We start from the raw sequence: 26,527 nt of genomic DNA, 5'->3' as shown, positions 1-26,527 counted from the left end.
ATCCAGGCGGCTCACCGGGCAAACCCGCTTCGCGGGTCAGCGGTTCGGGCGCAGCGTCCAGGTCACGGTGAGCGCCGAGGTGACGGTGCCGTCCTCGGTGCCGATCTCGACCTCGACGTCGAACTCGGGCCGCTGCCCGGCGGCCAGCTCGGCCAGCACGTCGGCGGGCGGGCGGGCGAGCCGCGCGGTCGCCAGCACCGGGCCCATCGCCACCTTGCGGTAGCCGATGGTGGCGGTCACGGCGAGCGGTACGGCCCGGTCGAGCACCTGCCCGAACGCGGCCAGCACCACCGCGCCGGAGGCGGTCTCGCCGAGCGTGAACATGGCGCCGGCGTGCGGGCCGCCCACGTGGTTGTGGTGCGCCGGGTCGTCGGGGAGCCGGACCACGGCGCGAACCCCGCCGTCGGCCTCGGGCGCCACCTCGACGATCTCGATGCCGAGCGTACGGGCGAACGGCACGGCTTCGAGGAGACCGGCCGCCACCTGCCGGGAGTCGATGGTCATGCCCGAACGCTACTCGCCGGTAACCTGGCGGGCAACACCAGTCGACCCGCATGGCAAGACGTCCCCGGCGTTTCACCGGCCGCCGACCCCGGGTAGCCAGTGGCGCATGAACCGCGATCTCGCCAGAGGGCTGACGGTGGCCTGGGGGCTGCCGGAGTTCCGCGACGGGCTGCGTCACCTCGTCGACCTCGACGAGGTGACAGTGCTGCTGGCCGCGCTGTCCGGCCCGGACCGGGACGGCGAGGTCGAGCGGAGCCTGCTGGGTCTGCTGCGGTCCGGCCTGGCGACGACCGAGGTCCGGGAGGCGGTGTTGCTGCTGCTGGAGCGCGACACGGTCCGCCGGCCACTGGTCGCCGCGGCGGTCGAGCCGCTCGCGGACCGACCGGCCCGGGCCACCGCCATCACGTCCGCGACCGAGGACCCCGCGGTACGCCGCGAGGTGCGCACGATGCTGGACAGCGCCGACGTGCGCGAGCTGATCTGGCAGGCCGTCGACCGCCAGGTGCGCGACGACCGGTTCGGTCTGATCCGCCGGGCGGCGGTGCTGTTCGTCCGACATCCGAGCGCCCGACGCCTCGCGTGGGCGCTCCGCCGGCACGGCGTACTCCGCGAACTACGCCGCCAGGCGTGACCATTGGGTGTGGCGATGACGAGGCGACCGACGCTGCATCTGACCGTGGGGCTTCCCTGCACCGGCAAGACCACCGCCGCTCGGCGCATCGAACGGGAGCGGCAGGCGCTTCGCCTCACCAAGGACGAGTGGATGAAGGCCCTCTACGGGCCCGAGAACCCGTCGTCGGCGCAGGACGTGATCGAGGGACGCCTCATCCAGATCGGCCTGCGCGCGCTCGAACTCGGCACCAACATCGTGCTCGACTTCGGCCTCTGGAGTCGGGACGAGCGCTCCGCGCTCCGCCAGGCCGCGGCGGACCTCGGCGCGACCGTGGAGCTGCACTACTTCGCACTCACCGCCACCGAGCAGCGCCGGCGACGCGATCAGCGGCAGGCCGACGCGCCGCACACGACGTGGCCCATGTCCGACGAGGAACTGGCCGGGTGGGCCGCCACCATCGAGATCCCCACACCCGGTGAACTCGACGGCAGTGAACCCGTCGACGCCCCACCGGCCGGGTTCGCGAGCTGGGACGAGTGGCGCACGCGTCGCTGGCCGCCATCGGTCCCCTGACGAGGCGCGACGGCTCGTTGTCTCTTATTAAGAGACATTAGGACATGACGGCCGCGCACCGATCAGGGATCCCTACCCGGACATGCCGGCCGTGCTCGCGACAGAGGCCGCCACACCGACTGAGCCCATGTAGCGCGAGCGGCCTGCCCGATGTCGGCGCCGGCACCCGTCAACGGTCACGGCCCTCCGTCCGTCACAGGCAAGCGCCGGTGGCGGGGCTGGTCAGGCGCGCTTGGTGTGGGCGACGAACGCCGCCCAACTCGCCGGCGTGAACGTCAGCGCCGGCCCCTGCCGGTCCTTGCTGTCGCGGACCCCGACCACGCCGGGCAGATTGTCCGCCACCTCGACGCAGTCGCCGCCGTTGCCGCTGCTGCGGGTGCTCGTGCGCCAGGTCGCGCCGGTCAGCTCCATCGGTTCGCCGCCTCCGAGATCGCCGCCAGGGTCGCCCCGTGCGGCATCGCCTCCGCGCGGACGGACTCCCAGGTCTGCCGCAGGGAGTTCACGTCCGTCGTCCGTTCCACGATTGTGCCGTGCATCTGGTTGTCGAGGTAGCCCACGTCGTCGCCGTCGGCCGGGGTGGCGAGCACGAACGCGCCGTTGAGCCCCGGATGGGCGCCGACCGTCTCCGGCACCACGTGCAGGTGCACCCGGGTCCGGCGGCCCATCTCGACCAGGTGCGCCAACTGCTCCCGCATCACCTTCGGGCCGCCGACCGGGCGGGTCAGCACCGAGTGGTCGAACACGGCCACGAACTGCGGCGGCGCGGGCTGGTCCAGCACCGCCTGCCGGGCCAGCCGCGCGGCCACCTGCTGCTCCAGCGCCTCGCCGACGAACTGCGCGGCCCCCTCGTAGAGCGCGCGGGCGTACTCCTCGGTCTGCAACAGGCCCGGGACCACCAGCGGTTGGAAACTGCGCAGCGCGGTCGCCTCCTGCTCGATGCCCACCCACTCGCGGAACCACGGCAACAGCGACTCCTGCACCAGCGCGGCCCGGATGCGGACCAGCAGGCCACCGGCGTCGAGCACCTCGTCGCAGCGCTCGGTGAACTCGGCACGCGGCGCGCGGCGGCACTGCTCGACGGCCGCCACCAGCGACGCCGAATAGCTCACCCGCTCGCCCAGCGCCTCCTGGGTCAGCCCGGCCTCGGAACGGAGCCGGCGCAGCTCACCGGCGAACAGCTCCCACAACGCCATACGGATCATCTGCACACCTCTGCACACGGCTGCACACGGAAGACGGCCGCTCGGACGGCCCGGACGGTGGGGGTGGAACGCCTTCCGACCCTAGCGACGCGGTGACGACACTGTCACGCAGCGGAGCTGAACTCGTCCGTTACCCGCTACCGACAGGAGCGCCCGTGACCAACCAACGCCCGTACCCCCGGCATGCCGCGCCGCACACACCGCTGCGTCCGATGTGGTGCTGCCGGGCGTGCGGCCAGCAGTGGCCCTGCCCGACCGCCCGCCTGCTGCTCAAGAGCGAGTACGCGGACAACAACGTCAGCCTGTCGCTCTACCTGTGCGGGCTGTTCTACGAGGCGACCCGCGACCTCTACCGGCTGAACCCGGCCGGCGCACCGGACCCCGCCGACATGTTCGCCCGCTTCGTCGCCTGGGGGCGTCAAGCGTGAACCCGTGAGCTGAGACGGGCTCGGGAGCGCGTCCGGTCACGCGGTGACGTCCGCCGGGCGCTGATCCGGCACCTTGGTTGCCGGCCGGTCGAGGCGCAGGGCCGCGGTGAAGGTGACCGCGCCGAGGGCAGCCAGGGCGGCGATCCCGGCGAAGACCGGGCGCAGCCCGCTGAACTGCAACGCCGGCCCGGCAGCGGTGTAGCCGACGAACGCGGCCAGGTTCTCGGTGGTCGTCACCGCGGTCATCACGTGCGGTCGGAGGAGCGCCGGGGCGCGTACGGTGGCGCGCGTGTTGATGGTCGCCGCCAGCACCGGCGTGGCCAGCCCGACCAGGAACAACGCACCGGCCACCACGGCCACCTGATCGACGAGCAGCAGCCACAGCGGCGCGCACTGCACCAGCGCGGCGGCGGTGAGCGCGGGTCTGGTCATCCGCCCCAGGCCGGCGACGGCCACCAGGCTGCCGACGACAAGGCCGGCGCCGTTCGCCGAGGTGAGCAGCCCCAACGTCCGGGGGTCACCACCCAACTCCTCCCGGACCAGCACCTGGAGGCAGATGAACACGGCGGGAATCGAGAGGGTCACGAACGTCTGGGCGAGCACGAAGAGCCGCAGCGCCGGATGGCGCAGCGCGTAGCGCAGGCCCGCGAAGGTGCCGCCCTGCCCGCCCGCCGGGTCGGCGACCCGCTGCGCGCCGGACGGGGCGGTCTCGTCGGTCGCGGCCGGTCGGACGAAGGCGAGCAGGATGAGGTACGAGACGAGGTAGGTGCCGGCGTCGATCCAGAGCACCTGGACCGGGCCGAGCAGGGCGATGAGCAGGCCGCCGAGCGCGGGGCCGGCGAGGGCGGCGATCCGGGTCGCGCCGTCGATCAGGCCGTTGGCCCGGGCCAGCAGTTTCTCGTCGCCGCCACGCGCCGGGCCGAGCAGGTCGGGCAGGATGAGCCGCTGCGAGGAGACGTAGGGAGCGGTGAACGCGCCGAGGCTGAACGAGACGACCAGCAGGGCCGGCAGGCTCAGCCAGTCCGCCTGGTGCAGCAGCGGGATGAGCGCCATCAGCGGTGCGCGCGCGGCGTCACAGATCAGCATGGTGCGGCGCACCCCGAGCCGGGCCACCAGCCGACCGCTGGGCAGGCCCAGGCTCACCACGCCGAGGAACTCCGCGGCCAGCACGGCGCTCATCCGCACCGGCGAGCCGGTGGTCACCAGCACGAACCACGGCAGCGCCAGCAGGGTGAGCCAGGAACCGAAGGTGGAGAGCAGCTTCGCCGCGAACAGGGCGAACAATCCGGGCGTACGCCGCATCAGTTCGGTCCGTCGGGGCTCGGGACCGCGTACCCGAAGAAAGCGACGCGGCGGGCGCGGGCGCTGCGCGGCCGGGCGGCGGCGGTGTACTCGCCGACGACCGCCTTGATGCGCTCGGTCATCTCGACCAGCTCGTCCGGGTCGAGATGGCCCACGTCCTCGCCGACCCACGCCGCTTCCTGCCAGGCGGGGTCGAAGTCGTCCTGGTGACGCTGGTACGCCTCCAGCGCGGCGAGCCGCTGCGCGATGAACTGCTCCCGCAGCGCCCGGGACGCGGCCACGAACTCCGGTGATCCGTCGCCGGTCGCGGACCAGGTGATCCCCCGGCTGGTTGCCCGCCAGGGCCGTTCGCGGCCTTCCGCCAACTCGGGTGCCGGCTCGACCAGGCCCCACTTGGCCAACTGGCCGACGTGGTAGCTGACGGAAGCCGTGGACTCGCCGGTCCGGTCCGCCAGTTTCCGGCCGGAGGCCGGTCCGTCGACGGTCAGCAGTTCGAGGAGCGTGAGCCGGAGCGGGTGGGCGAGCGCGCGCAGCGCCTGCGGGTCGGTGATCTGCCGCTTCTGCTGGGGTGACATGAAAGCCAACATACCTTGGCCAAGACATCTTGGCTTGCCGCGCGGTGTTAAGCGGGGCCCCCTCCTATGCAGAAAGCGTTAAGAGGGGCCCCCTCCTTTCATCGCCAGCCGACGTCGATGCGGTCGCCGCGCTCGTCGAAGAAGTGCAACGCGTCCATCCGCACCTGCACCGCCAGCGAATGTCCGGCCGACACCTGCGGGTACGGGGCCAGTCGTACCGCCAGTTCCGCCGGGCGGCGGTGGTGCCGGCCCGGGTCGGGCAGCACGCTGGTGCGGTTGCCGCCGCCGTTCGGGGCCGGCGTCGGCGGGGCGGCCTCCGCGGACCGGCCGGTGAGCCGCTGCACCACCTGGCCGAACCGGCGCAGGCCGCGCTGGCCGGGAGCGGTCCGCTCGACCGGGGTGCCCATCTCGTCGACCACGATCGCGGTCGCGCCGATGTCGAGGAAGGCCAGCGACTCGTGGCCGTGGTGCTCCAGGTAGCGGATCCGGCCGTGCAGCACGTCGCCCGGGGTGTCCGGGGCGACCGGGGTGAGCGCCTCGGCGCGCAGCCCGACCACGATCCGCTCGCCGTGGTAGTGCGCCACCGCGCGACTGCGGATGTCGTCCCAGGGCAGGTAGAGCGCCTGGTCGCCGAGGCTCAGCGTGACGTACCGGTCGAGGTGGACGTAGACGGACGCCTCCAGCAGGTTCATCCGCGGGCTGCCCAGGAACGCGGCGACGTAGAGCGTGGCCGGTCGCCCGTACACCTGGGTGGGGGTGCCGACGTCCTGGAGCACGCCCTTGCGCATGATGGCCACCCGGTCGGCCATGGTGAGCGCCTCGGCCTGGTCGTGGGTGACGTAGATGGTGGTGACGCCCAGCTCCCGGGTCAGCGCGGAGATCTCGGCCCGCAGCTCGGCGCGCAGCCCGCTGTCCAGGTTGGACAGCGGCTCGTCCATCAGGAACAGGCCGGGCCGCCGGACGATCGCCCGGCCCATCGCCACCCGCTGCCGCTGGCCGCCGGAGAGCTGGCTGGGCTTGCGCGCGAGCACGTCGCCGATGCCGAGCGCGCCCGCCACGTCCTGGATCCGCTCGCCGCGCGCCCCGGGCTCGATGCCGGAGAGCCGCAGCGGGAAGCCGATGTTGTCACCGACGGTCATGTGCGGATAGAGCGCGAAGTCCTGGAAGACCATGGCGATCTTCCGGTCCCGGGGCGGCAGGTCGTTGGCCAGCTCGCCGCCGAGCATGACCGCGCCCGAGGTCGGATCCTCCAGGCCGGCCACCATCCGCAGCACTGTCGACTTGCCGCAGCCCGACGGGCCCAGCAGCACCATGAACTCGCCGTCGTTGACGTCCAGATTTATGTTGTCGACCGCGATTGTTCCGTCCTGGAACACCTTGGTGACATCCTTGAGCGCGACGGTGGCCACCGTCACCTCCCCAGTCGCTCGCCCGAACCCGGGAATGACTGTGACCAGGATCATCCGGTTCGCACATCGGGTAAACGTGCCATGTTCGGCTCGTGACAGTCTTATTACGTGGATTCGCCGAGGAACACGCGGCGGACCACCCGATCCGCAGCGTGCCCGTCCTCCAGCGCGCAGAACCGGGCCCGGAACGCGGCCCGCGCCCGCTCGGCCGCCCCGCCGTTCACCGCGCCGGAGCCGAAGACGTCCAGCAGCCCGGGGAAGTCCGTCGCGACCGCGCCCGGCGGCTCGGCCAGCAGGTCGAAGTAGACGCCCCGGGCCACCCGGTACGCGTCCCAGTCCGGCGCGTAGACCACGATCGGCCGGTCCAGCACGGCGTAGTCGAACATCGCCGACGAATAGTCGGTGACCAGCACGTCGGCGGCGAGGTAGAGGTCCTCCACCCGCTCGTGGTCGCTGACGTCCAGCACCCCGCCGGCGGCCGGCCCACGCGGCCGTCGCTCCCGGTCGTGGAAGTAGTGGCTGCGCATCAGCAGCCGCCCGGCCGGGCCGAGCACGTCCCGCATCCGGTCCGGGTCGAACGGCGGACGCCAGCCGGGCAGGTGCTCGCGGTGCGTCGGCGCGTAGAGCACCACGTACTCGTCCGCGCCGATGCCCAGCGCGGCACGGACCTGGCGGCACTCGTCGGCGGTGGCCCGGGCCAGCCGGTCGTTGCGCGGGTAGCCGACCTCCAGCGTGGTGTGGTCGGCCGGGTACGCCCGCTCCCACATCTGGGTGGAGAAGGCGTTCGCGGTGACGCTGTAGTCCCAGCGGTCCACCCGGCGCAGCAGGCCGGCGAAGTCCATGCCCATCGCGCCCACCGGGTAGCGCTGCTGGTCCAGACCCATCACCTTCACCGGCGTGCCGTGATGGGTCTGCACGTGCACCGAGCCGGGACGCTTGCGGACGAAGTCCGGGAAGTTGACGTTGTTGACCAGCCAGTGGGCGCGGGCCAGCACCCGGTGGTACTCCGGGGTGCCGGCGACCACGTACTCCACGCCCGGCGGCAGCGTGGCGACCCGGTCCCGCCGGACGATCCAGACGCCGCGTACCTGCGGGGCGAGCCGGCGGGCGGCCTCGTAGACGGCGGCCGGGTTGCACGCGTACCCCCGGTACCAGTAGGCCGCGTAGACGGCCAGCGTCGGGTCGATCGGGCGGCGCAGCTCGGCCCGGTAGTACTCGTGCAACGCGGTGTCGCGGGCCCGCCGGGCGGTCCGCCGCACCACCGGCGTCACCCGCCGCCGGGCCCGGCCGGCCGTCCGCCGGGCGGTCTCCCCGGCCTGGTGGGCACCGCGCAGCGCGCTGAACGTCCGCCACCGGCCCGCCGCCACCAGTCGGTGTTTCAGCCCTTCCACACCGGGCGGCACCGGGTAGCCGCCGGACGGCCGGAACCGCCTGTAGTCCTGGTGCATCTGGGCGAAGAAGGGCGCGCGCAGCTCCGGCGCGATCCGCTCCCCGTTGCCGAGCACGGTCAGGTAGTGCCAGATCATCCGCTCGAAGACCACCGGCCGCAGCCCGTCCACCGCCGGGGCCCACCGGTCCATCAGCCGGAACACGCGGTGCCACTGGGCGAACACCTCGAAGTGCCGGTCGCCCCGGGTCCGGGTGATCGCGCCGGTGCGGCGCTGCCGGTAGTTGAGGCAGACCCGGTCCAGCACGCCGATCCGGTCGGCGGCCATCAGCGCGGGATAGCTGAACGAGACGTCCTCGTACCAGCCGGGTGCGAAACGCAGCCCGTGCTCGACCAGGAACTCGCGGCGGACCAGCCGGTTCCAGGCGGTGTGCAGCAGCCGCAACGTCTCCGGCCGGTCCCGCAGCGTGAACGTGGCCGGGCCCGGCGACTCCGGGAAGACGTCCCGCATGGCGCTGCGCGTGCCGACGAAGTTCCAGTGAGCCCGGACGTGGTCCACGACCAGCACGTCCGGGCGGGTGTCGCGGAGCCGGTCGGCGACGTGCGGCAGGCAGCCGGGCGCCAGCCAGTCGTCCCCGTCGACGAACCACACGTACTCGCCGGTGGCCCGGTCCAGCCCGGCGTTGCGGGCCGGACCGAGCCCGACGTTGTCGGCGAGCCGCACCGGGCGGACCCGGGGGTCGCGGGCCGCGTACTCGGCCAGGATCTCGCCACCGGCGTCCGGGGAGGCGTCGTCCACAGCGATCACCTCGACGTCGCCGAACGGCTGGTCGAGGATCGAGTCGAGGCATTCCCGCAGGTAGCCCTGCACCCGGTAGGCCGGCACGACGAAGCTGATCAGGGTCATGCCGGCCCGCCCTCCGTCAGCCCGGCGAGCGCACACCCCCACGGGCGCGGGCCGGCAGGACCACCCAGGCGAGGACCACGCTCACGACGAAAACCACGAAAAGGTACGCACCGAGTGTAGCCAGAGCAATACTCGCGATTCCGGCGATCAGCGCGATTGCCAGCACCGCCGAACGTCCCTCCCAGCCCAGCGTGGCGACGTGCAGCGGCGGGGCCGACTGCCGCTTCTCCAGCCGGGCGGTCAGGTCGTAGTGGTGCAGCGTCAGCACCAGGACGTACCCGAAGATCAACCAGGCCGGCGCGCGCCCGGCCACGCCGACCGCGATGGCGAACAGGTACTCGGCGGCCCGCAACGCGGCCGGCACCAGCCAGTCCAGTGCCCCGGCGTGCGGCGTCCGCGCGCCCTGCGCCGCGCCCAGCAGCAGCACCAGCGCGAGGACCGGCGCCCAGATCGGCAGGTCGCCCCCGCCGTGCACCGCGCGCAGCGCCCACACCAGCATCCCGGCCGCGCCGAGCGCGCCGAGCACCGCCAGCAGCAGCGGCCCCCGCGCCGGGGGCAGCGTCCGCACCAGCGGGCCGTCGTCGCGGTGCAGGCCGGTGTCGACAGTGGTCAGCACCGGCACCCGCATCCACCGGGCCCGCAGCGTCCGCAACGCCCCGGTGTACGCGAACGCCAACGTGCCCCAGACCAGCACCGCGCAGAGCGCCACCAGCGGCCCGAACAGCGCGGCGGCCAGCGCGATCAGCGCCCACCGCTCACCGATCGGGAACACCACGGTCCGCTTCAGCCAGTACGACACCGAGCCGGTGTCCGCCTGCACCCTCGTCGACGCGGCGTTCAGCTTCCCGCCGATGCCGCCCGCGTCGCCGGACACCACCTTCGGCCGGCGGGCCGCCTCGTCGTGCAGCGCGCCGTACCAGGTGTCGGTCATGTGCCGCACGGTCTGCAACGTCATCGCGGCCAGCGCCAGCGCCCAGCCGTAGCGGAACCCGGCGTGCGTGGCGCCGAACCCGAGACCGGCGTAGACGACGTATTCCTTGAACCGGTCGGCCATCGTGTCCAGCCAGCCGCCCCAGGCGCTGAAGTGCCGGGTGTAGCGGGCCAACTGCCCGTCCACGCAGTCCAGCACGAACCCCAGGTAGAGCAGGACCGCGCCGGCCACCAGCGCGGGCCGGCCACCGACGCCGAACAGCACCGCCGCCGCCACCGCGAACGCCACCGAGACCATGGTGACGCCGGTCGGGCCGATCCCGATCCGGGCCGCCGCCTTCGTCACGTACGGCGACCAGGTGCTGACGAAGAACGTGGTGAAGAAGTCGTCCCGCTCCTTCACCGACAGTTTCAGCTCGGCCCGGTCCTCGTCGACGGCCGCCACCTCAGCCTCGGCCGCCGCCCGTCCGGCCGCGTCGCCGACCCGGTGCGCGACGAGCAGGCGTACCCGATGGGCGAAGATCAGGGCGCCCCGGGCGGCGAGCCCGGCCACCAGCCGGTCCACCCCGGCGAGCGCGGTGAGCAGCCCACCCGGCTCGACGCCGGAGGCCGCGGGCGCGGCCGGGGCGGACGCGGACGCCGCGCGGGCCGCGTCGACGAGCGCCGGCAGGTCGGCCGCGCCGACCCGCAGCGCGCCGCCGAACACGCCCGTCGCGTCCGCCGCGTCACCGACCGCGACCACCTGGCCGCGCTCCTCGCGCACCACCGCCTGCCCTGCGGCCGCCGGGTCGGTGAGCACCAACGCCACCGTCGGCCCGACCGGGCTGGTCGCGAGATGCCGGAGTACGGCGGTGTGCGCCACCAGATCGACGCCGCTGACCAGCACCGGGCCGGTCGCGCCGGCCACCAGGTCGGCCAGCTCGCCCAGGTCGGCGGCCACCCGCACCTGCTCCGCCCCGGCCCGCCGCCACTGCGCGGCCAGCCGGTCGGCCGGCGGCTCCGCGCCCTCGGTGGCTCCGCCCGCCGCCGGCCCGGCGGCGAGCACGATCGCGAGCGTCACCGCTGCGCCGCGTCGGCGTAGGCCGCCAGCGCCTCGTCGATCGTCCCGTCGACGATCAGCCGTCCGGCGTCGAGGTAGAGCCCCCGACGGCAGAACCGGGTGAGGTCCTTGTCGTTGTGTGACACCAGCACCAACGTGCGTCCTTCCGCGAGAAGTCGCTCGATGGTCGCATAGCACTTGGCGCGGAACTCCGCGTCCCCGACCGCGGTCACCTCGTCCACCAACAACACCGGGTGCGGCAGGTGCGCGATCACCGCGAAGCCCAATCGCACCTTCATCCCCGACGAGTAGTGCCGCACCGACGTGTCGATGGCGCGTTCCACCTGCTCACCGGCGAACGAGACGATCTCGTCGAAGTGCCGCCGCAGGTACGCCGGGGAGAGCCCGTGCAGCCCGCCCACCAGGTACAGGTTCTCCCGGCCGGTCAGGTCGCCGGAGAACCCGGCGGACAACTCCAGCAGCGGCGCGACCCGGCCGTGCACCGAGATCGTGCCCTCGTCCGGGATGAGCACCCCGGCGATCAACCGCAGCAGCGTGCTCTTGCCGGTGCCGTTGCGCCCCACCACGCCGACCGTCTCACCCGGCTCGATCCGGAACGACAGGTCCCGCAGCGGCCAGAACCGGCCGGCGTCCGGGTCCCGCGCGCCCCGGTGCACGATCAGCTCCCGCAGCCGCAACTGCCGCCGCCGGTTGCGCACGAACCGGATGCCCAGCCCGTCCGCCTCGATGATCGGCGGCACTCAGAGTTCCTTCAGCACGGCCGGTTCCAGGCGGCGGAACGCCCACCAGCCGAACACCAGCACCAGCCCGCTGCCCGCCACGGTCACGGTGAGCAGCCGGGCGTCCGGGAACTCGTCCGGGTACCAGACCGCGTGGTGCAACTGGAAGATCCCGACCAGCGGGTTCAGCTCGTACGCGAGCTTCAGCCAGCCGGGCATGCCGGAGTCCCGGACCAGGTTGAACGGATAGATGATCGGGGTGGCGTAGAACAGCAGCCGGATGACCAGCCGCATGGTCCGCTCGATGTCGCGCATCAGCACGTTGCCCGCCGACAGCAGCAGCGCCAGGCCCACCAGCAGCACGAACTGCACGGCCACCGCCAACGGCAGGGCGAGCAGGCTCCACCCGGGGTGGATCTTCCCCTGGCTGGCGTAGAGCCCCGCGATGGCGGCCAGGATCGGCAGGCCGGCCAGGTACTCGGCGAAGCGGCCGGCGACCCGGCCGATCGGGAAGATCGGCCGGGGCAGGTTCATCGTGGTGATCAGCCGGGCCTGCCCGGTCAGCGCGCCGGCCGCCTCGGTCAGCGCCGAACTGGCCCACATCCAGGCGAAGATCCCGGTGATCAGGAACAGCGGGTACGAGCCGGCCGCCTCGCCCAGGTGCCGCCGGGTCGCGCCGGAGTAGAGCACGCCGAAGACGAACCAGTAGATCAGCCCCATGCCGAGCGGCTCGATGAGCGACCAGAGGTAGCCGAGCACCGACTGCTGGTACTTCACCGCGAGATCCCGCCGGACCAGGATGCGCAGCGAGGTGCGGGCGGACCAGAGCGCCGCGACGCCGGACGTCACCGCACCATCGTCGCGCTGTTCTTCGCGGCACCTCCCGGCTCGGGCACCGGATCACCCCAACGGGGTCAGCACTCGATCACGTTGACCGCGAGCCCGCCCCGCGCCGTCTCCTTGTACTTGACCTTCATGTCCGCGCCGGTCTCCCGCATGGTCTTGATGACCTTGTCCAGTGACACGTGGTGCACGCCGTCGCCGCGCAGCGCCAGCCGGGCCGCGGTGATCGCCTTGATGCTGGCCACCGCGTTGCGCTCGATGCACGGGATCTGCACCAGCCCGCCCACCGGGTCGCAGGTCAACCCCAGGTTGTGCTCCATGCCGATCTCGGCGGCGTTCTCCACCTGCTCCGGCGTGCCGCCCAGCGCCTCGGCCAGCCCGGCCGCCGCCATCGAGCACGCCGACCCGACCTCGCCCTGGCAGCCCACCTCCGCGCCGGAGATCGAGGCGTTCTCCTTGAACAGCACGCCGATCGCGCCGGCCGCCAGCAGGAACCGGACCACGCCCTCGTCGGAGGCGCCGGGCACGAAGCGGGTGTAGTAGTGCAGCACGGCCGGGATGATCCCGGCGGCGCCGTTCGTCGGCGCGGTCACCACCCGCCCGCCGGCCGCGTTCTCCTCGTTGACCGCCAGCGCGAACAACGTCACCCAGTCCATCGCGCGCAGTGGGTCGTCCGCGCCGGTCTCCGCCTCCAGGCCGCGCCGCAGCTCGGCGGCGCGGCGCCGGACCTTCAACCCACCCGGGAGTACGCCGTCGCGGGTGCAGCCGCTCTCCACGCACTCCCGCATCACCCGCCAGATGTCCAGCAGCCCGGCGCGGACGTCCGCCTCGCTGCGCCAGGACAGCTCGTTGGCGAGCATCACCTCGCTGATCGACAGGCCGGTCCGGGTGGTGACGTCGAGCAGTTCCGCCCCGGTGAGGAACGGGTGCCGCACCCGGGTGGTGTCCGGCTTGATCCGGTCCGCCCCGGCCGCCGCCTCGTCCACCACGAACCCGCCGCCCACCGAGTAGTAGGTGCGCGCCCGCACCTCGCGCCCGGCCGCGTCGTACGCCGCGAACGTCATTCCGTTCGGGTGGTACGGCAGCGAGCGCCGGCGGTGCAGCACCAGGTCCCGGTCCGGGTCGAAGTCGACCTCCTGGCTGCCCAGCAGGCGCAGCCGCCGCGCGTCCCGGATCCGCGTGATCCGCTCGCCCACGGTGTCGGTGTCGACGGTCTCCGGGGCCTCGCCCTCCAGCCCGAGCAGCACCGCCCGGTCGCTGCCGTGGCCGTGGCCGGTGGCGCCGAGCGAGCCGAACAGCTCCGCCTGCACCCGGGCCACGTCGGCGAGCAGCCCGTCGGCCTTCAAGCCACCCACGAACGTCCGGGCGGCCCGCATCGGCCCGACGGTGTGCGAGCTGGACGGCCCGATACCGACGCTGAAGAGGTCGAAAACACTGATCATGGCTGCTGCACTTTCCTCGCCGTCGTCCCCGTTGTGCGGTTCCGAACCGGTGCGATGCCGCGCCCCTGGTTCAGCAGGGTTCGAACGGCCGGCGCCAAGGGTGGAGGCGCCGACCGGCGAGCCTACCCGCCCAGCTCAGTACCCGCCCTCACCCCGCCCCACGCCCGGCTCCCGGCTCCCGGCTCCCCGGCGGGCGCGAGCATCTCCTGGAGGATGCGCCGCAGCTCGGTGCGGTCGCGCGGCGTGATCCTCGCCAGCCTGCGGTCGTACTCCGCCGCGAGGGCGGCGAGCGCGCGATCCCGCACCGCTGTGCCCTCAGCGGTCAGTACGAGCCGGTGCCGCCGCAGGTCCGCGTCGTCGATCTCGCGCCGGATGAACCCCTTGGCGACGAGGTTGCGGACGTAGACCGTCACGCTCGCCTTGGGGAGCAGCAGTGCCGTCGCGATCTCGGCCGGGTACGGCGACGCCTCCACCTCGGCCAGGACGAAGAACTCCTTCGTCTCCAACCCGACCTCGGCCAGCTCCCCCGTGCAGGCATCCATCACCTCGCCCAGCAGCCGCTGGTTCAGCGTCCACAGCTGCGCCCCGTCGACCGACATGCGACCCCTCCATCACGTGGTACAGTCTCGTACTAGTTCCATCTCGTACAATGTGTTTACTTGTACTTGACTCCTATGGAACATAATCCCACGAAGGAAGCCGGCCCATGCTTGAGCACCTCACGATCCCGCGCGGGCCCATCAACCTCGCCGCGGACCTCCACCTGCCCGACCACGCCGACGGCAGCGCACCGCTGCGCGCCGTGGTGCTCTCCACGCCGGGCAGCAGCGTGAAGGAGCAGATCGGCGCCAACTACGCCTCCCGTCTCGCCGCCGGCGGCATCGCGGCGCTCGTCCTCGACCCCGCCCATCAGGGTCGGAGCGAGGGCGAGCCGCGCGACCTCGAAGACCCCTACCGCCGAGGCGAGGACATCTCCTACGCCATCGACGTGCTCGCCACCATCCCTGGCATCGACCCGCAGCGCATCGGCGTCCTCGGCGTCTGCGCCGGTGGCGGCTACGCCGTGCACACCGCCCGCACGGACCATCGCATCAAGGCAGTCGGCACGGTCGTCCCCGTCGACATCGGCGCGGCGTTCCGCGGCTTCTCCCCCGACGGCCCGGCCGCAGCACTCGACGCCCTCGCCGACGAGCGGACCGAAGAGGCCCGCTCCGGCGAGACGACCCGCGTGAACTGGCTGCCCGACACCCTGGAGGACGCCACCACAGCGGGCCTGACCGACATCGACACCACTCAGGCCGTCACCTACTACCGCACCGAGCGCGGCCGTAACGAACACTCCACGAACCGGCGCCTCCTGCGCAGCGACTCCCTCCTGCTGGGCTACGACGCGTTCCACCTGGCCGATCGGCTCATGACCCAGCCACTCCAGGTCATCCTCGCCGGACGCGTCGGCAACACCGGCTCCTACGACACCGGCATGCGGCTGTGGAAGCTGGCCCCCAACCCCGTCGACCTCATGGTGATCGACGGCGCCGGCCACTACGAGATGTACGACGAACCCGCACACGTCGACGCCGCCGTCGACCGACTCACCAGCTTCTACGCGAACCACCTGTAGGGGCGGGAGCGAACGGGTGATCAAGGAGTGGCCGGTGGGGGCGTCGGAAGGGGTGTGCGGGGGTATGTACCTACGGGTGCCCGGGTCGCCGATCCTCCTCGGGGCCGAGGGCGCGACGCGCACCGGAGACCTAGCGTGGAATCAGCGCGGCGGATCGCCGCAGAAGTGGGAGACGACGATGAGTCGCAAACTGGTCCGGCCTCGTGAGGGGCGCATGCTCGCCGGTGTCTGCGCCGGCCTCGCCAGGCGTTTCGGCATGTCGGCCGGCATGGTCCGGCTGCTGTTCCTGCTGTCGCTGCTGCTGCCCGGCACCCAGGTGATCGTCTACCTGATCCTGTGGGTGCTGATGCCGAACGAGGACCGCCACCTCGCCACCCGCTGACCCGCACACGACGACGCGCCCGCCCCGGAAGGCGGGCGCGTCGTGCGAGGTCAGGGCGCCGTGTAGGTGACCGTCACCTGCTGGTAGCCGAGGGAGCGCAGCAGCCCCTCCAGCATCTTGCGGGTGTTCTCCTGCGCCCGGGCGGCGAGCCCGCTGTCCCGGGCCGCCGCGGTGATCCGGTCCTCGGCCAACTTGTAGACCTGCTGCTGCCGGTTGGGGTCACCGGCCACCAGGTCGTTGAGCCGGTTGATCAGACCGCGCTCCTCGGCGAAGACGTAGCTCTTGTCCATGTCCAGGTCGGTCTCGCCGAGCTGCGGCGCGGGCAGTTTGATCTCGACGGACTTGCCGTCGTCGGAGGCCACCACCGCCCCGTCGGCGATCTTCGCGAAGTCGACGTACGCCTCGACCCGGCCCGCCCCGACGAAGAGCGTGCGCTCGTTCAGCAGGAAGTCCGGCACGTTGCGCCGGTCCTTCTGCACGTCGACCACCACCTGGAAGTTGCCCTCCGCCGCGACGTAACGGCTCAGGTCACGGATCGACTTGAGCAGCGGCGGCTGACTGCGGTCGGTCTGCTCCTTGGCGAACGGGTTGCGGAAGTCCGGCAGCAGGCCGGTCGCCTGCACGCCGAGCAGCACCACCACCGCCAGTGCCGCCGCACCGAGCACCCAGAGCAGGCCCCGCGCGGCCCCGCCGGCCGAGGGCCGGGCGCCCGGCCCGGGCTCGGGCGGGGCGTCCGCCCGGTCGGGCCGGGACTCACTGGTCGGGTATTCCGGGAACTCCCTGGTGGGCTGCTGGGTGTCACCGTCGCGGGCCATCGCCCTCACCGTCCTCGTCCGACACATCGACTGACAATGACGGTACGGGGACTGTGCGACACTCGCTCGTCGAGTGCCCCGATCGGGTGAAACCGCAGGTCAGGCGAAGGCGGAGAGCCCGGTCAGCCGCTGGCCGATGACGAGCTGGTGGATCTCCGAGGTGCCCTCGTAGGTGAGCACGCTCTCCAGGTTGGCGGCGTGCCGCATGATCGGGTACTCCCCGGAGACGCCGTTCGCGCCGAGGATGGTGCGGCACTGCCGGGCGATGGCCAGCGCCTCCCGGACGTTGTTCAGCTTGCCCACGCTCACCTGCTCGGGCCGCAGCGACCCGGCGTCGGCGAGCCGGCCCAGGTGCAGCGCCAGCAGCAGCCCCTTGTTCCACTCCACCGCCATGTCGGCGAGCTTGGCCTGGGTGAGCTGGAAACCGGCCAGCGGCCGGCCGAACTGGGTGCGGGTGGTCGCGTACGCCAGGGTGGTCTCCAGGCAGTCGCGGGCCGCGCCGAGCGCGCCCCAGACGATGCCGTGCCGGGCCTCGGTCAGGCAGCTCAGCGGCGCCTTCAGCCCGGTCGCCTCGGGCAGCCGCGCATCCGCCGGCAGCCGCACGTCGTCGAGCGTGATCTCACCGGTCAGCGAGGCACGCAGGGACATCTTCCGGCGGATCTCCCGCGTCGTCACGCCCGGCGTGTCCATGGGCACGACGAAACCCCGCACGCCGTCGTCGGTGCGGGCCCAGATCACCGCGACGTCGGCGATCGGCGCGTTGGTGATCCACATCTTGCCGCCGGTGAGGATCCAGTCGTCGCCGTCCCGACGGGCCCGGGTGGCCATCGACGCCGGGTCGGAGCCGTGGTCCGGCTCGGTCAGCCCGAAGCAGCCGATCGCGTCGCCGGTCGCCATGGCCGGCAGCCAGCGCTGCTTCTGCTCCTCGCTGCCGAAGCGCCAGATCGCGTACATGGCCAGCGAGCCCTGCACCGAGACCAGCGAGCGGACGCCCGAGTCGCCGGCCTCCAGCTCCAGGCAGGCCAGCCCGTACGCGACCGCCGACGCGCCGGCACAGCCGTACCCGGTCAGGTGCATGCCGAGCAGGCCCAGCTTGCCGAACTCGCGGGCCAGCTCACGGGCCGGCACGTCGCCCTCCTCGTACCAGCCGGCGACGTGCGGACGGACCCGGTCGGTCACGAGCTGGCGGACGACGGCCCGGATCTGCCGCTCCTCCTCGCTCAGCGAGGCGTCGACGTCGAGCAGGTCGAGCGTGGTCACGTCGTCACTCCCCCTGGTCGCCGAGGACCAGCACCCGGGCATGGATCTGGTTGCGCTGCTGCAACGCCGCGCGCAACGCCCGGTGCAGGCCGTCCTCCAGGTACAGGCCGCCGTTCCACTGCACCACGTGCGGAAAGAGGTCGCCGTAGAAGGTGGAGTCCTCGGCGAGCAGCTTGTCCAGCGCCAACTCCCGCTTGGTGGTGATGAGCTCGGCCAGCCGCAGTGGACGCGGTGGGATCTCGGCCCACTGCTTCAGCGTGAAGTTGTGCTCCGGGTAGGGACGCCCGTCCCGGACCGCCCTGAAGATCACCGCGTGCTCTCCTCCCCCAGGCCGGGCTGACGATGTGGCTGCCAGCCTAACCGCTCAGCTCCACCGCCCCCGTCGGACCACATCATCCACCGGGCGCCGCCCCCGGCGCAGCGACGGTGACCGATGGTCGACGGCTCGGTAGCCAACAGTGACAGCGCCGATCGGATGCAGCTCCGGGGGCACCCCGAACGCCTCCCGGTACGCCCCGACGCCTTGCGGCGGGATGCCGAAGAAGCAGGCGCCCAGCCCTTCGTCCACGGCGGTGAGCAGCATCAGCAACGCCGCGAAACCGGCGTCCACGTACCAGTAGGGCACCGGCCAGCGGTCCTCGGCGCGGTCCGTCCAGCCCTTGTCCGGCTCGGCGTACCGGTCCAGGTAGGCGTCCCGGTTGGCGTGCGGCACCACGATCAGCGGGGCCCGGCGCATCCCGGCCAGCCAGCGTTCCCGACCGCCGCGGTCCGGCGTGGTGGCCGCCCAGAACCGGGCCCGGTCCGCCGGCTCCTCCAGCACCAGGAAGCCCCAGCCCTGCGCGAACCCGGCCGACGGGGCCCGGACCGCGTGCGCCAGCAGCCGGTCCACCACCTCGGGCGGCACCGGCCGGTCGGGGTCGTAGTTGCGGACCATCCGGCGACGCCGGACGACCTCGGCGAACTCCACGCTCAGCGCCCCGGCCGGACGCCCCAGGCGCCGCGCCACGTCTGCCCGGCGTCCAGCGTGATCACGTCCCGGCCGGACCGGAACGCGTCCGGCGGGCACGTCATCGGCTCCACCGCCACCGAGCGGCGGTGCCGCTCACCGCCGAGCGTGTCCCCGGTGAACACCTGCCACCAGCCGAACTCGCGGTCCGCCCAGACCGCCAGCCCGGACGAGCCGTCCGGCGCGCCGAGCGTCACCGCCGAGCCGCCGTCGGCGTCCCGCTCCACGTCCCCGAAGGCCAGGTCGAGCACCAGGTCGCCGATCGGCCGGGGCGTGGTGAAGTCGTACTCGGTGCCGGCCACCGGGCTGGCGCCCACCGGCAACAGCCGGCCGTCCACCAGCACCCGGTTCCGCCCCGGCACCCGCAGCACCAGCTCGTCCACGCCCACCTTGGGGAGCTGGAAGTAGGGGTGCACGGAGAAGCCGAACGGCGCCGGCTCGGCGGAGAGGTTCGTCACCTCGTGCTCGGCGCGCAGGCCGTCCGGGCCGACGCTCCACCGGCTACGCAGCCGCAGCGCCCACGGGTAGCCCGGGGTGGGCGGCAGGTCGTAGCCGAGCGTGACGCTCGCCGGCGACTGCTCGACCAGCTCCCACCGGACCCAGTTGACCAGGCCGTGCAGCGCGTTGTGGCGCTCCGGCTCGGTCAGGTCGAGCTGGAGCGAGCGGTCCCCGAACGTGTACGCGCCGTCCCGGATCCGGTTCGGCCAGGGCGCCAGCACGTGCCCGGCCGAGCCGGGGCTGAGCTCGTCCTCGGCGTACCCGTCGAGGTAGTCCACCCCGTCGTGCCGATAGGCCCGCAGCCCGCCACCGACCTCCACCACGACGGCCTCGTGGCCGTCGGCGGAGATGGTCCACTGTGTTCCGGACGGTGCCCGCTCGTCGATCCCCATTCGGCGACCCTACCGTCACCGACGGTTCTCGGTGGGAGCGGTGGCGCGATAGCGCAGCAACGCGGGGAACGCCGTCACCAGCAGCACCGCCAGCACGGCGGCGGCGATGCCACCACCGACCATGGCGACGCCGGTGCCGAACCCGGCGGCGGTCACGCCGGCCCGCAGGTCGCCCAGGCGCGGGCCGCCGGCCACCACCACCGTGTTCACGCCCTGGAGCCGGCCGCGCATCCGGTCCGGCGCGTACACCAGCAGCATCGACTGCCGCAGGGTGGCGCTGACCAGGTCGGCGGCGCCGGCCACGGCGAGCAGCAGCACCGCCAGCCAGAGCCGGCCGGCCAGCCCGGCCAGCGCGATGGCCACGCCCCAGCCGACCACCGCCACGGTGAGCGCCAGCCCCTGCCGGCGCACCCGGCCGATCCAGCCGGAGGTGAGGCCGCCGAGCATCGCGCCGATGGCGATGGCGCTGTAGAGCCAGCCGACCGCCGCGCCACCGCCGAAGCGCTCCTGCGCCAGCTCCGGGAAGAGCGCCCGCGGCATGGCCAGGATCATCGCGATCAGGTCGATGGCGAAGGAGAGCAGCAGCACCGGCGTGGTGGCCAGGTAGCGGAAGCCGTCGACGACGCTGCGCAGCCCGGCCCGGCGGACGCCGCCGCCCGGCTCCGGCTCCGGCGGCATCGCCGGCAGCCGCAGGGTGGCCCAGAGCGACACGGTGAACAGCAGCGCGTCCAACCCGTACGCGATGGGCAGCGCCGCGTCGACCCGCCAGGCGGCGAAGATCAGCCCGGCGGCCAGCGGCCCGGCGACCGCGGCGGCGGTGAACGTGGTGTAGTTGAGCGTGGTCGCGGCCGGGACCAGGTCGGCCGGCACCAGCCGGGGCAGGATCGCGCTGCGGGCCGGTGAGGTGATCGCGAACGCCACCGACTGCACGCCCACCAGCAGCAGGAGCAGCACCGGGCTGCGCGCGCCGACCAGTGACTGCACCAGCAGCCCGAGCGTCGCCGCCCAGAGCAGCGCGCCGCCCGCGAGCAGCACCCGCCGCCGGTCCCGGGCGTCGGCGACCGCGCCGCCCCAGAGCCCGAAGACCAGCAGCGGCACGAACCCGGCGACGCCGAGCAGCCCGACCCAGAACGAGCCGCCGGTCAGGTCGAACATCTCCACCGGCACCGCCACGGCGGTGAACTGGAAGCCGAACATCGCCACCGCGTTGCCGAGCCACACCCGCCGGTAGGCGGGCACGCGCAGCGGGCGCAGGTCGATCGCCCAGCGGCGGGGGCCGCGCGACCGGGCCTTGGTGACCTCCGTCACGGTGCGAGCCGCTCGACGACCCACACCCCGTCGGCGGTACGCCGGAACCGCAGCCGGTCGTGCAGCCGGCCGGCCCGGCCCTGCCAGAACTCCACCGTCTCCGGGCGGACCCGGAACCCGCCCCAGTGCGGCGGGGCGGGGATCGACCCGACGCCGGCGAACCGCTCCGCCGCCACCCGGTACGCCGCGTCCAGCGCGGCCCGGTCCGGCACCACCGCCGACTGGGTGCTGGCCCACGCGCCGAGCTGCGAACCGCGCGGCCGACTGGCGAAGTACGCCTCGGTCTCCGCCCGGTCCACGTGCGCCACCCGGCCGGTGACGGTCACCTGCCGCTGCATCGGGAACCACGGAAAGACCAGGCTGGCCCACGGGTTGGCGGTCACCTCGGCGCCCTTGCGCGAGCGGTGGTTGGTGTAGAAGACGAAGCCCTCCGCGTCGAAGCCCTTGAGCAGCACCGTGCGTCCGCTGGGCCGGCCCTGGTCGTCGGCGGTGCCGAGCACCATCGCGTTCGGCTCGGGCAGCGGGTGCGCCACCGCGTCGGCGAACCAGCGGGCGAACTGGGTGTGCCAGTCCGACGCCAGGTCCGGTTCGGTCAGGCCCAGGTCGGCGGCGTACTCGTTACGCATGCCGGCCGGAGCGGGTGTGTCGCCTGTCACTTTGGCCGTCCTTCTCCCGGGCGTACCGGCGTCCCCCGACGCTGGCCAGGCCCCGACGCCTAGTCTTCTCCTGTCCGCATGCGCGTCCACCGGCGGGGATGTCGCGTGGCGCACAGTCGCTGCGGGTCGCGCAGCCGGTTACCCACCGGGCAAGATGTTTCGAACCACATCCCTGAGGGTCGCCTGAGCTACGGGGCTGGATCAGCCCGCCCGGGCGCACCGAGCCGGAAGCCAGGAGACGACATGTCCGATTTCAAGCCGGGCCTGGAGGGCGTCGTAGCCTTCGAGACCCAGATCGCCGAACCCGACCGCGCGGGTGGATCGCTGCGCTACCGGGGCGTGGACATCGAGGATCTGATCGGCCAGGTCTCCTTCGGCAACGTCTGGGCGCTGCTGGTGGACGGCCGGTTCGGCCCCGGCCTGCCGCCGGCCGAGCCGTTCCCGGTGCCGGTGCACTCCGGCGACATCCGCGTCGACGTGCAGTCCGCGGTCGCCATGCTGGCCCCGTACTGGGGGCTCAGTCAGCTTCTCGACATCTCCGACGCCCAGGCCCGCGAGGACCTCGCCCGGGTGTCGGTCACCGCGCTCTCCTTCGTCGCCCAGTCGGCGCGCGGGCTGGGCCTGCCGGCGGTGCCGCAGAAGGAGATCGACAAGGCGGAGACGATCGTCGAGCGCTTCATGAAGCGGTGGCGCGGCGAACCCGACCCCCGGCACGTCAAGGCCGTCGACGCGTACTTCATCTCGGCCGCCGAGCACGGCCTGAACGCCTCCACCTTCACCGCCCGGATCGTGGCCTCCACCGGCGCGGACGCCGCGGCCTGCATCTCCTCCGGCATCGGCGCGCTCTCCGGCCCGCTGCACGGCGGCGCCCCGTCCCGGGTGCTCAGCATGCTGGAGGCGGTCGAGCGCAGCGGCGACGCCGAGGGGTACGTCAAGGGCGTGCTCGACCGCGGCGAGCGGCTGATGGGCTTCGGGCACCGGGTCTACCGGGCCGAGGACCCGCGCGCCCGCGTGCTCCGGCGGACCGCCAAGGAGCTGGGCGCGCCCCGCTTCGAGGTGGCCGAGGCGCTGGAGAAGGCCGCCCTGGCCGAGTTGCAGGCCCGCCGCCCGGACCGCGTCCTCGCCACCAACGTCGAGTTCTGGTCGGCCGTGGTGCTGGACTTCGCCGAGGTGCCGGCCCACATGTTCACCTCGATGTTCACCTGCGCCCGGATGGGCGGTTGGTCCGCGCACATCCTGGAGCAGAAGAAGCTGAACCGGCTGGTCCGCCCGTCCGCCACCTACGTCGGCCCGGGCACCCGCAAGCCGCAGCAGGTCGAGGGCTGGGACGCGATCCCGCACGGCGTCTGAGCGGTAAGGAGGGGCCCCCGCTTAACGCATTCTGCATAGGCGGGGCCCCTTCTTAACGCCCGCCCTGTGGCGTACGCCTCAGCACTCGCGGTGGGACCAGCGGGTGGTGCCGGCGGGGCGGGTGCGAGGATGAAGGCCGGCAGCGCTGCCGGCCGGGTTCGGATCCCGGCCGCCCCGTGCGCCCGGCGCACGAGCCGGTCGTCGGTCCGCGCCCGCAGGAAGGGCCCGCCCTCGCCCCATGCGGAAGGATCGAGAAAACCGTGGCTGACGCACCGACCATCCGGATTCCCGACGACCTCAAGCCCGCCGACGGCCGTTTCGGCTGCGGCCCGTCCAAGGTCCGTCCGGCGGCGGTCTCCGCGCTCGCCGACGTCGCCACCAGCTACCTGGGCACGTCGCACCGGCAGAAGACGGTCCGCGACGAGGTCGCCCGGCTGCGCCGGGGCATCGCCGAGTTCTTCTCCCTCCCCGAGGGCTACGAGGTGATCATCGGCAACGGCGGCACCACCGCGTTCTGGGAGGTCGCCACGTTCGGCCTGGTCCGCGACCGGGCCCAGTTCGCCAGCTTCGGCGAGTTCGGCGCGAAGTTCGCCAAGTCGGTCAAGGACGCGCCGTTCCTGGGCGAGCCGACCGTCCGCAAGTCCGAGGCGGGCAGCGCGCCGTCCCTGATCGCCGAGGCGGGCGTGGACGTCTACGCCACCCCGCACAACGAGACCTCCACCGGTGTGGCGGTGCCGATCAGCCGGGTGCCGGGCGCCGACGAGGGCTCCCTGCTGCTTGTCGACGCCACGTCCGGCGCCGGCGGGCTGGACGTCGACGTCGCCGAGACCGACGTCTACTACTTCGCCCCGCAGAAGTGCTTCGGCTCCGACGGCGGCCTCTGGCTGGCGCTGATGTCGCCGGCCGCGCTCGCCCGGGCCACCGAGATCAAGTCCTCGGGCCGCTACATCCCGGCCTTCCTGGACCTGGTCACCGCGATCGACAACTCGCGGCTGGAGCAGACCTACAACACCCCGGCGCTGGCCACCATCTTCCTGGCCGCCGAGCAGACCGACTGGATGAACTCCCAGGGCGGGCTGGCCTGGGCGGCCAAGCGCACCGCCGAGAGCGCCGGCATCGTGTACGGCTGGGCCGAGCGCTCCTCGTTCGCCACCCCGTTCGTGACCGACCCGGCGCTGCGCTCCAACGTGGTCGCCACCGTCGACTTCGCCGACGGGGTGGACGCCACCGCGATCGCCAAGGCGCTGCGTGCCAACGGCATCGTGGACACCGAGCCCTACCGCAAGCTCGGCCGCAACCAGCTCCGGGTCGCGCTCTTCCCGGCCGTCGAGCCGGCCGACGTCGAGGCGCTCACCGCGTCCATCGACTACGTGGTCGAGCGACTCTGATCACGCCGTGACGCTGGGTGGTCGTCGGGGCTCCGGCGGCCACCCACCGTGATCATCGCCGCAGCTCAGTCGCGACATGCCGGGGTGTCGCAGTCCCCATCGTCGGGTAGATGAGCGTACGGTGGTGGAGACGCCCCGGGTGGCCGGCTCGTGGCGTGACGGCCAGCGAAGCGGGACGGAGGCAAGCCCATGCGCCCAGTACGCTTCGTCGCCCTCTCCGAGGACGGCCAGGCCCTGGTGCTCACCGACGAGGTGGGCCGCCTGCTCGCACTCCCCATCGACGAGCGCGTGGCCTCGGTGCTGCACGCCGAGCCGGGCGCGACCCCGCTCGCGGTGGTGCCGGCCTCCACCGATCCCACGCCGTCGCTGTCCCCGCGCGACATCCAGGCCCGGATCCGTTCCGGCGAGTCCGCTGAGGACGTCGCCCGCATCGCCGGCGTGCCGGTCGACCGCGTGCTGCGCTACGCCGGCCCGGTGCTCCAGGAGCGGGCCATGCTCGCCCAGCACGCCCGCCGCACCCGGCTCAAGGGCGCCGAGAAGCCGACCCCGCTGGCCGAGGTGGTCAACGGCCGGCTGGCCCAGCACGGCATCGACACCGAGAAGATCTCCTGGGACGCCTACCGCCGCGACGACGGCACCTGGCGGATCATCGCCACCTGGCCGTCCGGCAAGGCCACCGCCCAGGCGGTGTGGGATCTCGACAAGTCCCGGCAGAACGTCATCGCGCACGACGACATGGCGCAATACCTCTGCGCCGAGCGGCCCACGCCGATCCTCGGCCAGGAGCCGGCACCCGAGCGGGGCGGCCACGCACTGCCCGGCCCGTCGCGCGGCGAGCCGAGCCGCGGCGGGCACGGCCTACCGTCCGGGGTCGAGCAGGCCCGTCCGGGGCGCGACCCGATCCGTGCCGGCCGGGACGCGCTGCTCGCCTCGCTGGACCGGCCGCTCGGCGGCACGTCCGGGCGCGGTCTCGACACCCGTTCCCCGGCCGCGCTGGCCGGTTCGGAGGCACCCCGCCAGCGGGCTGTCGCCGGGGGTGCCGCGGCGCTGCTCGGCGGCGGCGGGCAGGGTTCGGCGTTCGACGACGACTCGGACGCGCCGAAGGAGATCCCCGCCGTGCCGTCGTTGGCCGTGCTGCGGCCTCGGCGCACCGGCAACCCGCCGGCGTCCGGCGGCTCCGGCGCCGAGTCCGGTGAGGCCGGCGGCAAGCCACGCAAGCGGCTGCCGAGCTGGGACGACGTCCTCTTCGGCAGCGGCCCGGCGGCCCGCGAGTCCTCCTGAGCAACCGGTGACAGGTCGGGCACTCGACGTGCCCGACGGTCACCGGCCCCGCTAGCCTTCCTGATCGACCGTTGACAGGTCGGACCTTGCCATGCCCGGCGGTCACAGGGGCCAGGCGGCGAGGCGGGCGTGGTGGGTGCGGGCACCCGGGTGGCTGCGGACCAGGACCAGCTCCTCGGCGGGCCATTCCGGGCCGGCGTACCCGTGCAGCGTCTCCCGGTCGGCGCGCACGTCGACGCGGTCGCCGGGGCGGGCGATGGTCAGGTGAGGTCGGAACGGCTTGTCGTCGTGCGGCAGTCCGGCCCGTCGCAACGCGTGACGGACCAGGCGGGCCAGCGCGTCCAGCGCGTCGGTCTCGCCACGCACGTCCACCCAGAGCACGGTGGAGCGGCCCTGGCCGAAACTGCCCCCACCGCCGAGGCGCAGCCGCGGTGCGCTGCCCCGATCGTCCCGGAAGGACTCCGCGGCCAGACCAAGTGCGCTCGTCACCTCGACCAGCCGGTCGTCCGGCACCTCACCGAGGAAGGCGAGCGTGAGGTGGAGGTGGGCGGGGTCGGCGAGCCGGACGCGCACGCCAGCGGCGGAGGCGACACCGACGCGCAGCCCGACGACCCGGGCGGCGAGGTCGGTGACCGCCGCCGGGGGCGGGTAGACCGCCGCGAAGAGCCGCACCCGG

28 protein-coding genes are annotated in these 26,527 nt (G+C 73.2%); 8 read left to right on the top strand and 20 right to left on the bottom strand.

Features of this window, described 5'->3' with window-relative positions; genetic code table 11:
- Positions 1–36: 36 nt before the first annotated feature.
- Complete coding sequence (locus C8054_RS01225) at positions 37–504, bottom strand: DUF4442 domain-containing protein (RefSeq protein ID WP_107154791.1); 468 nt, start codon at positions 502–504, stop codon at positions 37–39.
- A gap of 106 nt (positions 505–610) precedes the next feature.
- Between C8054_RS01225 and C8054_RS01220 the strand changes: the two genes are divergently transcribed.
- Together C8054_RS01220 and C8054_RS01215 are read left to right on the top strand one after the other, a co-directional pair.
- Positions 611–1,135, top strand: a complete 525-nt coding sequence (locus C8054_RS01220) for a hypothetical protein (protein ID WP_107154790.1) — start codon at positions 611–613, stop codon at positions 1,133–1,135.
- Between the two features lie 15 nt (positions 1,136–1,150).
- The gene (locus C8054_RS01215) at positions 1,151–1,690 is read left to right on the top strand and encodes an ATP-binding protein (RefSeq protein ID WP_107154789.1); all 540 of its coding nucleotides are present in this window, start codon (positions 1,151–1,153) and stop codon (positions 1,688–1,690) included.
- 222 nt (positions 1,691–1,912) lie between these two features.
- Here C8054_RS01215 and C8054_RS01210 read toward each other — a convergent pair whose 3' ends face one another.
- Complete coding sequence (locus tag C8054_RS01210; RefSeq protein ID WP_107154788.1) at positions 1,913–2,101, bottom strand: DUF397 domain-containing protein; 189 nt, start codon at positions 2,099–2,101, stop codon at positions 1,913–1,915.
- Positions 2,092–2,892 (bottom strand): helix-turn-helix transcriptional regulator, encoded by an 801-nt coding sequence (locus C8054_RS01205; protein ID WP_107154787.1) that lies wholly within the window; start codon positions 2,890–2,892, stop codon positions 2,092–2,094. The genes C8054_RS01210 and C8054_RS01205 overlap by 10 nt, the downstream gene beginning before the upstream one ends.
- A gap of 212 nt (positions 2,893–3,104) precedes the next feature.
- On the opposite strand from C8054_RS01205, the gene C8054_RS01200 reads away from it, so the two are divergent.
- A complete protein-coding gene (locus tag C8054_RS01200) occupies positions 3,105–3,320 on the top strand; it encodes a hypothetical protein (RefSeq protein ID WP_233219436.1) in 216 nt (71 codons plus the stop codon).
- A gap of 36 nt (positions 3,321–3,356) precedes the next feature.
- Here the strand turns inward: C8054_RS01200 and C8054_RS01195 are convergent, their stop codons facing one another.
- The 9 genes from C8054_RS01195 to C8054_RS01155 form a co-directional block, all read right to left on the bottom strand.
- The gene (locus C8054_RS01195; RefSeq protein ID WP_107154785.1) at positions 3,357–4,622 is read right to left on the bottom strand and encodes an MFS transporter; all 1,266 of its coding nucleotides are present in this window, start codon (positions 4,620–4,622) and stop codon (positions 3,357–3,359) included.
- Positions 4,622–5,197: a winged helix-turn-helix domain-containing protein gene (locus tag C8054_RS01190; RefSeq protein ID WP_158273774.1), complete on the bottom strand. Its 576-nt coding sequence runs from the start codon at positions 5,195–5,197 to the stop codon at positions 4,622–4,624. The genes C8054_RS01195 and C8054_RS01190 overlap by 1 nt, the downstream gene beginning before the upstream one ends.
- 98 nt (positions 5,198–5,295) lie before the next feature.
- On the bottom strand, positions 5,296–6,606 hold the full coding sequence (locus tag C8054_RS01185) for an ABC transporter ATP-binding protein (protein WP_107154938.1): 1,311 nt from the start codon (positions 6,604–6,606) through the stop codon (positions 5,296–5,298).
- A gap of 104 nt (positions 6,607–6,710) precedes the next feature.
- A complete protein-coding gene (locus tag C8054_RS01180; protein ID WP_107154783.1) occupies positions 6,711–8,900 on the bottom strand; it encodes a bifunctional glycosyltransferase family 2 protein/CDP-glycerol:glycerophosphate glycerophosphotransferase in 2,190 nt (729 codons plus the stop codon).
- A 16-nt stretch (positions 8,901–8,916) separates the two neighbouring features.
- Positions 8,917–10,875 (bottom strand): DUF5941 domain-containing protein, encoded by a 1,959-nt coding sequence (locus C8054_RS01175; RefSeq protein WP_199199471.1) that lies wholly within the window; start codon positions 10,873–10,875, stop codon positions 8,917–8,919.
- 11 nt (positions 10,876–10,886) lie between these two features.
- Positions 10,887–11,630, bottom strand: a complete 744-nt coding sequence (locus tag C8054_RS01170; protein WP_107154781.1) for an ABC transporter ATP-binding protein — start codon at positions 11,628–11,630, stop codon at positions 10,887–10,889.
- Positions 11,631–12,458, bottom strand: a complete 828-nt coding sequence (locus C8054_RS01165) for an ABC transporter permease (RefSeq protein WP_107154780.1) — start codon at positions 12,456–12,458, stop codon at positions 11,631–11,633.
- Positions 12,459–12,523: 65 nt separating this feature from the next.
- A complete protein-coding gene (locus C8054_RS01160) occupies positions 12,524–13,894 on the bottom strand; it encodes an L-serine ammonia-lyase (RefSeq protein ID WP_107154779.1) in 1,371 nt (456 codons plus the stop codon).
- A gap of 122 nt (positions 13,895–14,016) precedes the next feature.
- A complete protein-coding gene (locus C8054_RS01155) occupies positions 14,017–14,493 on the bottom strand; it encodes a MarR family winged helix-turn-helix transcriptional regulator (RefSeq protein WP_107154778.1) in 477 nt (158 codons plus the stop codon).
- 107 nt (positions 14,494–14,600) lie between these two features.
- Here C8054_RS01155 and C8054_RS01150 point away from each other — a divergent pair, with 107 nt between their 5' ends.
- Together C8054_RS01150 and C8054_RS01145 are read left to right on the top strand one after the other, a co-directional pair.
- On the top strand, positions 14,601–15,515 hold the full coding sequence (locus C8054_RS01150) for an alpha/beta hydrolase (protein ID WP_107154777.1): 915 nt from the start codon (positions 14,601–14,603) through the stop codon (positions 15,513–15,515).
- A gap of 178 nt (positions 15,516–15,693) precedes the next feature.
- Entirely contained in the window at positions 15,694–15,897 is a 204-nt protein-coding gene (locus C8054_RS01145) for a PspC domain-containing protein (RefSeq protein ID WP_107154776.1), read from the top strand.
- Between the two features lie 50 nt (positions 15,898–15,947).
- On the opposite strand, the gene C8054_RS01140 is transcribed toward C8054_RS01145, so the two are convergent.
- The 7 genes from C8054_RS01140 to pdxH all read right to left on the bottom strand — a co-directional run bounded on the left by C8054_RS01140 (position 15,948) and on the right by pdxH (position 21,802).
- Positions 15,948–16,712 (bottom strand): DUF4230 domain-containing protein, encoded by a 765-nt coding sequence (locus tag C8054_RS01140; protein WP_107154775.1) that lies wholly within the window; start codon positions 16,710–16,712, stop codon positions 15,948–15,950.
- A gap of 99 nt (positions 16,713–16,811) precedes the next feature.
- Entirely contained in the window at positions 16,812–17,972 is a 1,161-nt protein-coding gene (locus C8054_RS01135; RefSeq protein ID WP_107154774.1) for an acyl-CoA dehydrogenase family protein, read from the bottom strand.
- Between the two features lie 4 nt (positions 17,973–17,976).
- A complete protein-coding gene (locus C8054_RS01130; RefSeq protein WP_107154773.1) occupies positions 17,977–18,282 on the bottom strand; it encodes a type II toxin-antitoxin system VapB family antitoxin in 306 nt (101 codons plus the stop codon).
- A gap of 54 nt (positions 18,283–18,336) precedes the next feature.
- On the bottom strand, positions 18,337–18,939 hold the full coding sequence (locus C8054_RS01125; RefSeq protein WP_107154937.1) for a nitroreductase family protein: 603 nt from the start codon (positions 18,937–18,939) through the stop codon (positions 18,337–18,339).
- Between the two features lie 2 nt (positions 18,940–18,941).
- Positions 18,942–19,868, bottom strand: coding sequence for an aldose 1-epimerase family protein (locus C8054_RS01120; RefSeq protein WP_107154772.1), 927 nt, complete (start codon positions 19,866–19,868; stop codon positions 18,942–18,944).
- Between the two features lie 15 nt (positions 19,869–19,883).
- The gene (locus C8054_RS01115; RefSeq protein WP_107154771.1) at positions 19,884–21,176 is read right to left on the bottom strand and encodes an MFS transporter; all 1,293 of its coding nucleotides are present in this window, start codon (positions 21,174–21,176) and stop codon (positions 19,884–19,886) included.
- Entirely contained in the window at positions 21,173–21,802 is a 630-nt protein-coding gene (gene pdxH / locus C8054_RS01110; protein WP_199199469.1) for a pyridoxamine 5'-phosphate oxidase, read from the bottom strand. Before pdxH ends, C8054_RS01115 begins: the two co-directional genes overlap by 4 nt.
- A gap of 273 nt (positions 21,803–22,075) precedes the next feature.
- Between pdxH and C8054_RS01105 the strand changes: the two genes are divergently transcribed.
- From C8054_RS01105 to sepH, 3 genes are all read left to right on the top strand, one after another.
- Positions 22,076–23,182 carry a citrate synthase 2 gene (locus C8054_RS01105; protein ID WP_107154769.1) on the top strand — a complete coding sequence of 369 codons (1,107 nt, stop codon included), beginning with the start codon at positions 22,076–22,078 and terminating at the stop codon, positions 23,180–23,182.
- A gap of 260 nt (positions 23,183–23,442) precedes the next feature.
- Positions 23,443–24,570: a phosphoserine transaminase gene (gene serC, locus C8054_RS01100; RefSeq protein WP_107154768.1), complete on the top strand. Its 1,128-nt coding sequence runs from the start codon at positions 23,443–23,445 to the stop codon at positions 24,568–24,570.
- A gap of 189 nt (positions 24,571–24,759) precedes the next feature.
- Positions 24,760–25,851: a septation protein SepH gene (sepH, locus tag C8054_RS01095; RefSeq protein ID WP_107154767.1), complete on the top strand. Its 1,092-nt coding sequence runs from the start codon at positions 24,760–24,762 to the stop codon at positions 25,849–25,851.
- A gap of 102 nt (positions 25,852–25,953) precedes the next feature.
- On the opposite strand, the gene thpR is transcribed toward sepH, so the two are convergent.
- Positions 25,954–26,523: an RNA 2',3'-cyclic phosphodiesterase gene (gene thpR / locus C8054_RS01090; protein WP_107154766.1), complete on the bottom strand. Its 570-nt coding sequence runs from the start codon at positions 26,521–26,523 to the stop codon at positions 25,954–25,956.
- Positions 26,524–26,527: the final 4 nt, after the last annotated feature.

This window comes from Micromonospora sp. RP3T (assembly GCF_003027925.1).
Lineage (GTDB): Bacteria > Actinomycetota > Actinomycetes > Mycobacteriales > Micromonosporaceae > Micromonospora.
Note: the sequence above shows the minus strand (reverse complement) of the source record. Positions and strands in the feature narration are given on the sequence as shown.

Coding starts and splice junctions, on each gene's coding strand:
- C8054_RS01210 (WP_107154788.1), bottom strand. CDS start 2,101: ATGGAGCTGACCGGCGCGACCTGGCGCACGAGCACCCGCAGCAGCGGC.
- C8054_RS01120 (WP_107154772.1), bottom strand. CDS start 19,868: ATGGGGATCGACGAGCGGGCACCGTCCGGAACACAGTGGACCATCTCC.
- C8054_RS01105 (WP_107154769.1), top strand. CDS start 22,076: ATGTCCGATTTCAAGCCGGGCCTGGAGGGCGTCGTAGCCTTCGAGACC.
- C8054_RS01190 (WP_158273774.1), bottom strand. CDS start 5,197: ATGTCACCCCAGCAGAAGCGGCAGATCACCGACCCGCAGGCGCTGCGC.
- C8054_RS01225 (WP_107154791.1), bottom strand. CDS start 504: ATGACCATCGACTCCCGGCAGGTGGCGGCCGGTCTCCTCGAAGCCGTG.
- C8054_RS01220 (WP_107154790.1), top strand. CDS start 611: ATGAACCGCGATCTCGCCAGAGGGCTGACGGTGGCCTGGGGGCTGCCG.
- pdxH (WP_199199469.1), bottom strand. CDS start 21,802: ATGCGTAACGAGTACGCCGCCGACCTGGGCCTGACCGAACCGGACCTG.
- C8054_RS01180 (WP_107154783.1), bottom strand. CDS start 8,900: ATGACCCTGATCAGCTTCGTCGTGCCGGCCTACCGGGTGCAGGGCTAC.
- C8054_RS01155 (WP_107154778.1), bottom strand. CDS start 14,493: ATGTCGGTCGACGGGGCGCAGCTGTGGACGCTGAACCAGCGGCTGCTG.
- sepH (WP_107154767.1), top strand. CDS start 24,760: ATGCGCCCAGTACGCTTCGTCGCCCTCTCCGAGGACGGCCAGGCCCTG.
- C8054_RS01140 (WP_107154775.1), bottom strand. CDS start 16,712: ATGGCCCGCGACGGTGACACCCAGCAGCCCACCAGGGAGTTCCCGGAA.
- C8054_RS01215 (WP_107154789.1), top strand. CDS start 1,151: ATGACGAGGCGACCGACGCTGCATCTGACCGTGGGGCTTCCCTGCACC.
- C8054_RS01205 (WP_107154787.1), bottom strand. CDS start 2,892: ATGATCCGTATGGCGTTGTGGGAGCTGTTCGCCGGTGAGCTGCGCCGG.
- C8054_RS01145 (WP_107154776.1), top strand. CDS start 15,694: ATGAGTCGCAAACTGGTCCGGCCTCGTGAGGGGCGCATGCTCGCCGGT.
- C8054_RS01195 (WP_107154785.1), bottom strand. CDS start 4,622: ATGCGGCGTACGCCCGGATTGTTCGCCCTGTTCGCGGCGAAGCTGCTC.
- C8054_RS01150 (WP_107154777.1), top strand. CDS start 14,601: ATGCTTGAGCACCTCACGATCCCGCGCGGGCCCATCAACCTCGCCGCG.
- C8054_RS01160 (WP_107154779.1), bottom strand. CDS start 13,894: ATGATCAGTGTTTTCGACCTCTTCAGCGTCGGTATCGGGCCGTCCAGC.
- C8054_RS01200 (WP_233219436.1), top strand. CDS start 3,105: ATGTGGTGCTGCCGGGCGTGCGGCCAGCAGTGGCCCTGCCCGACCGCC.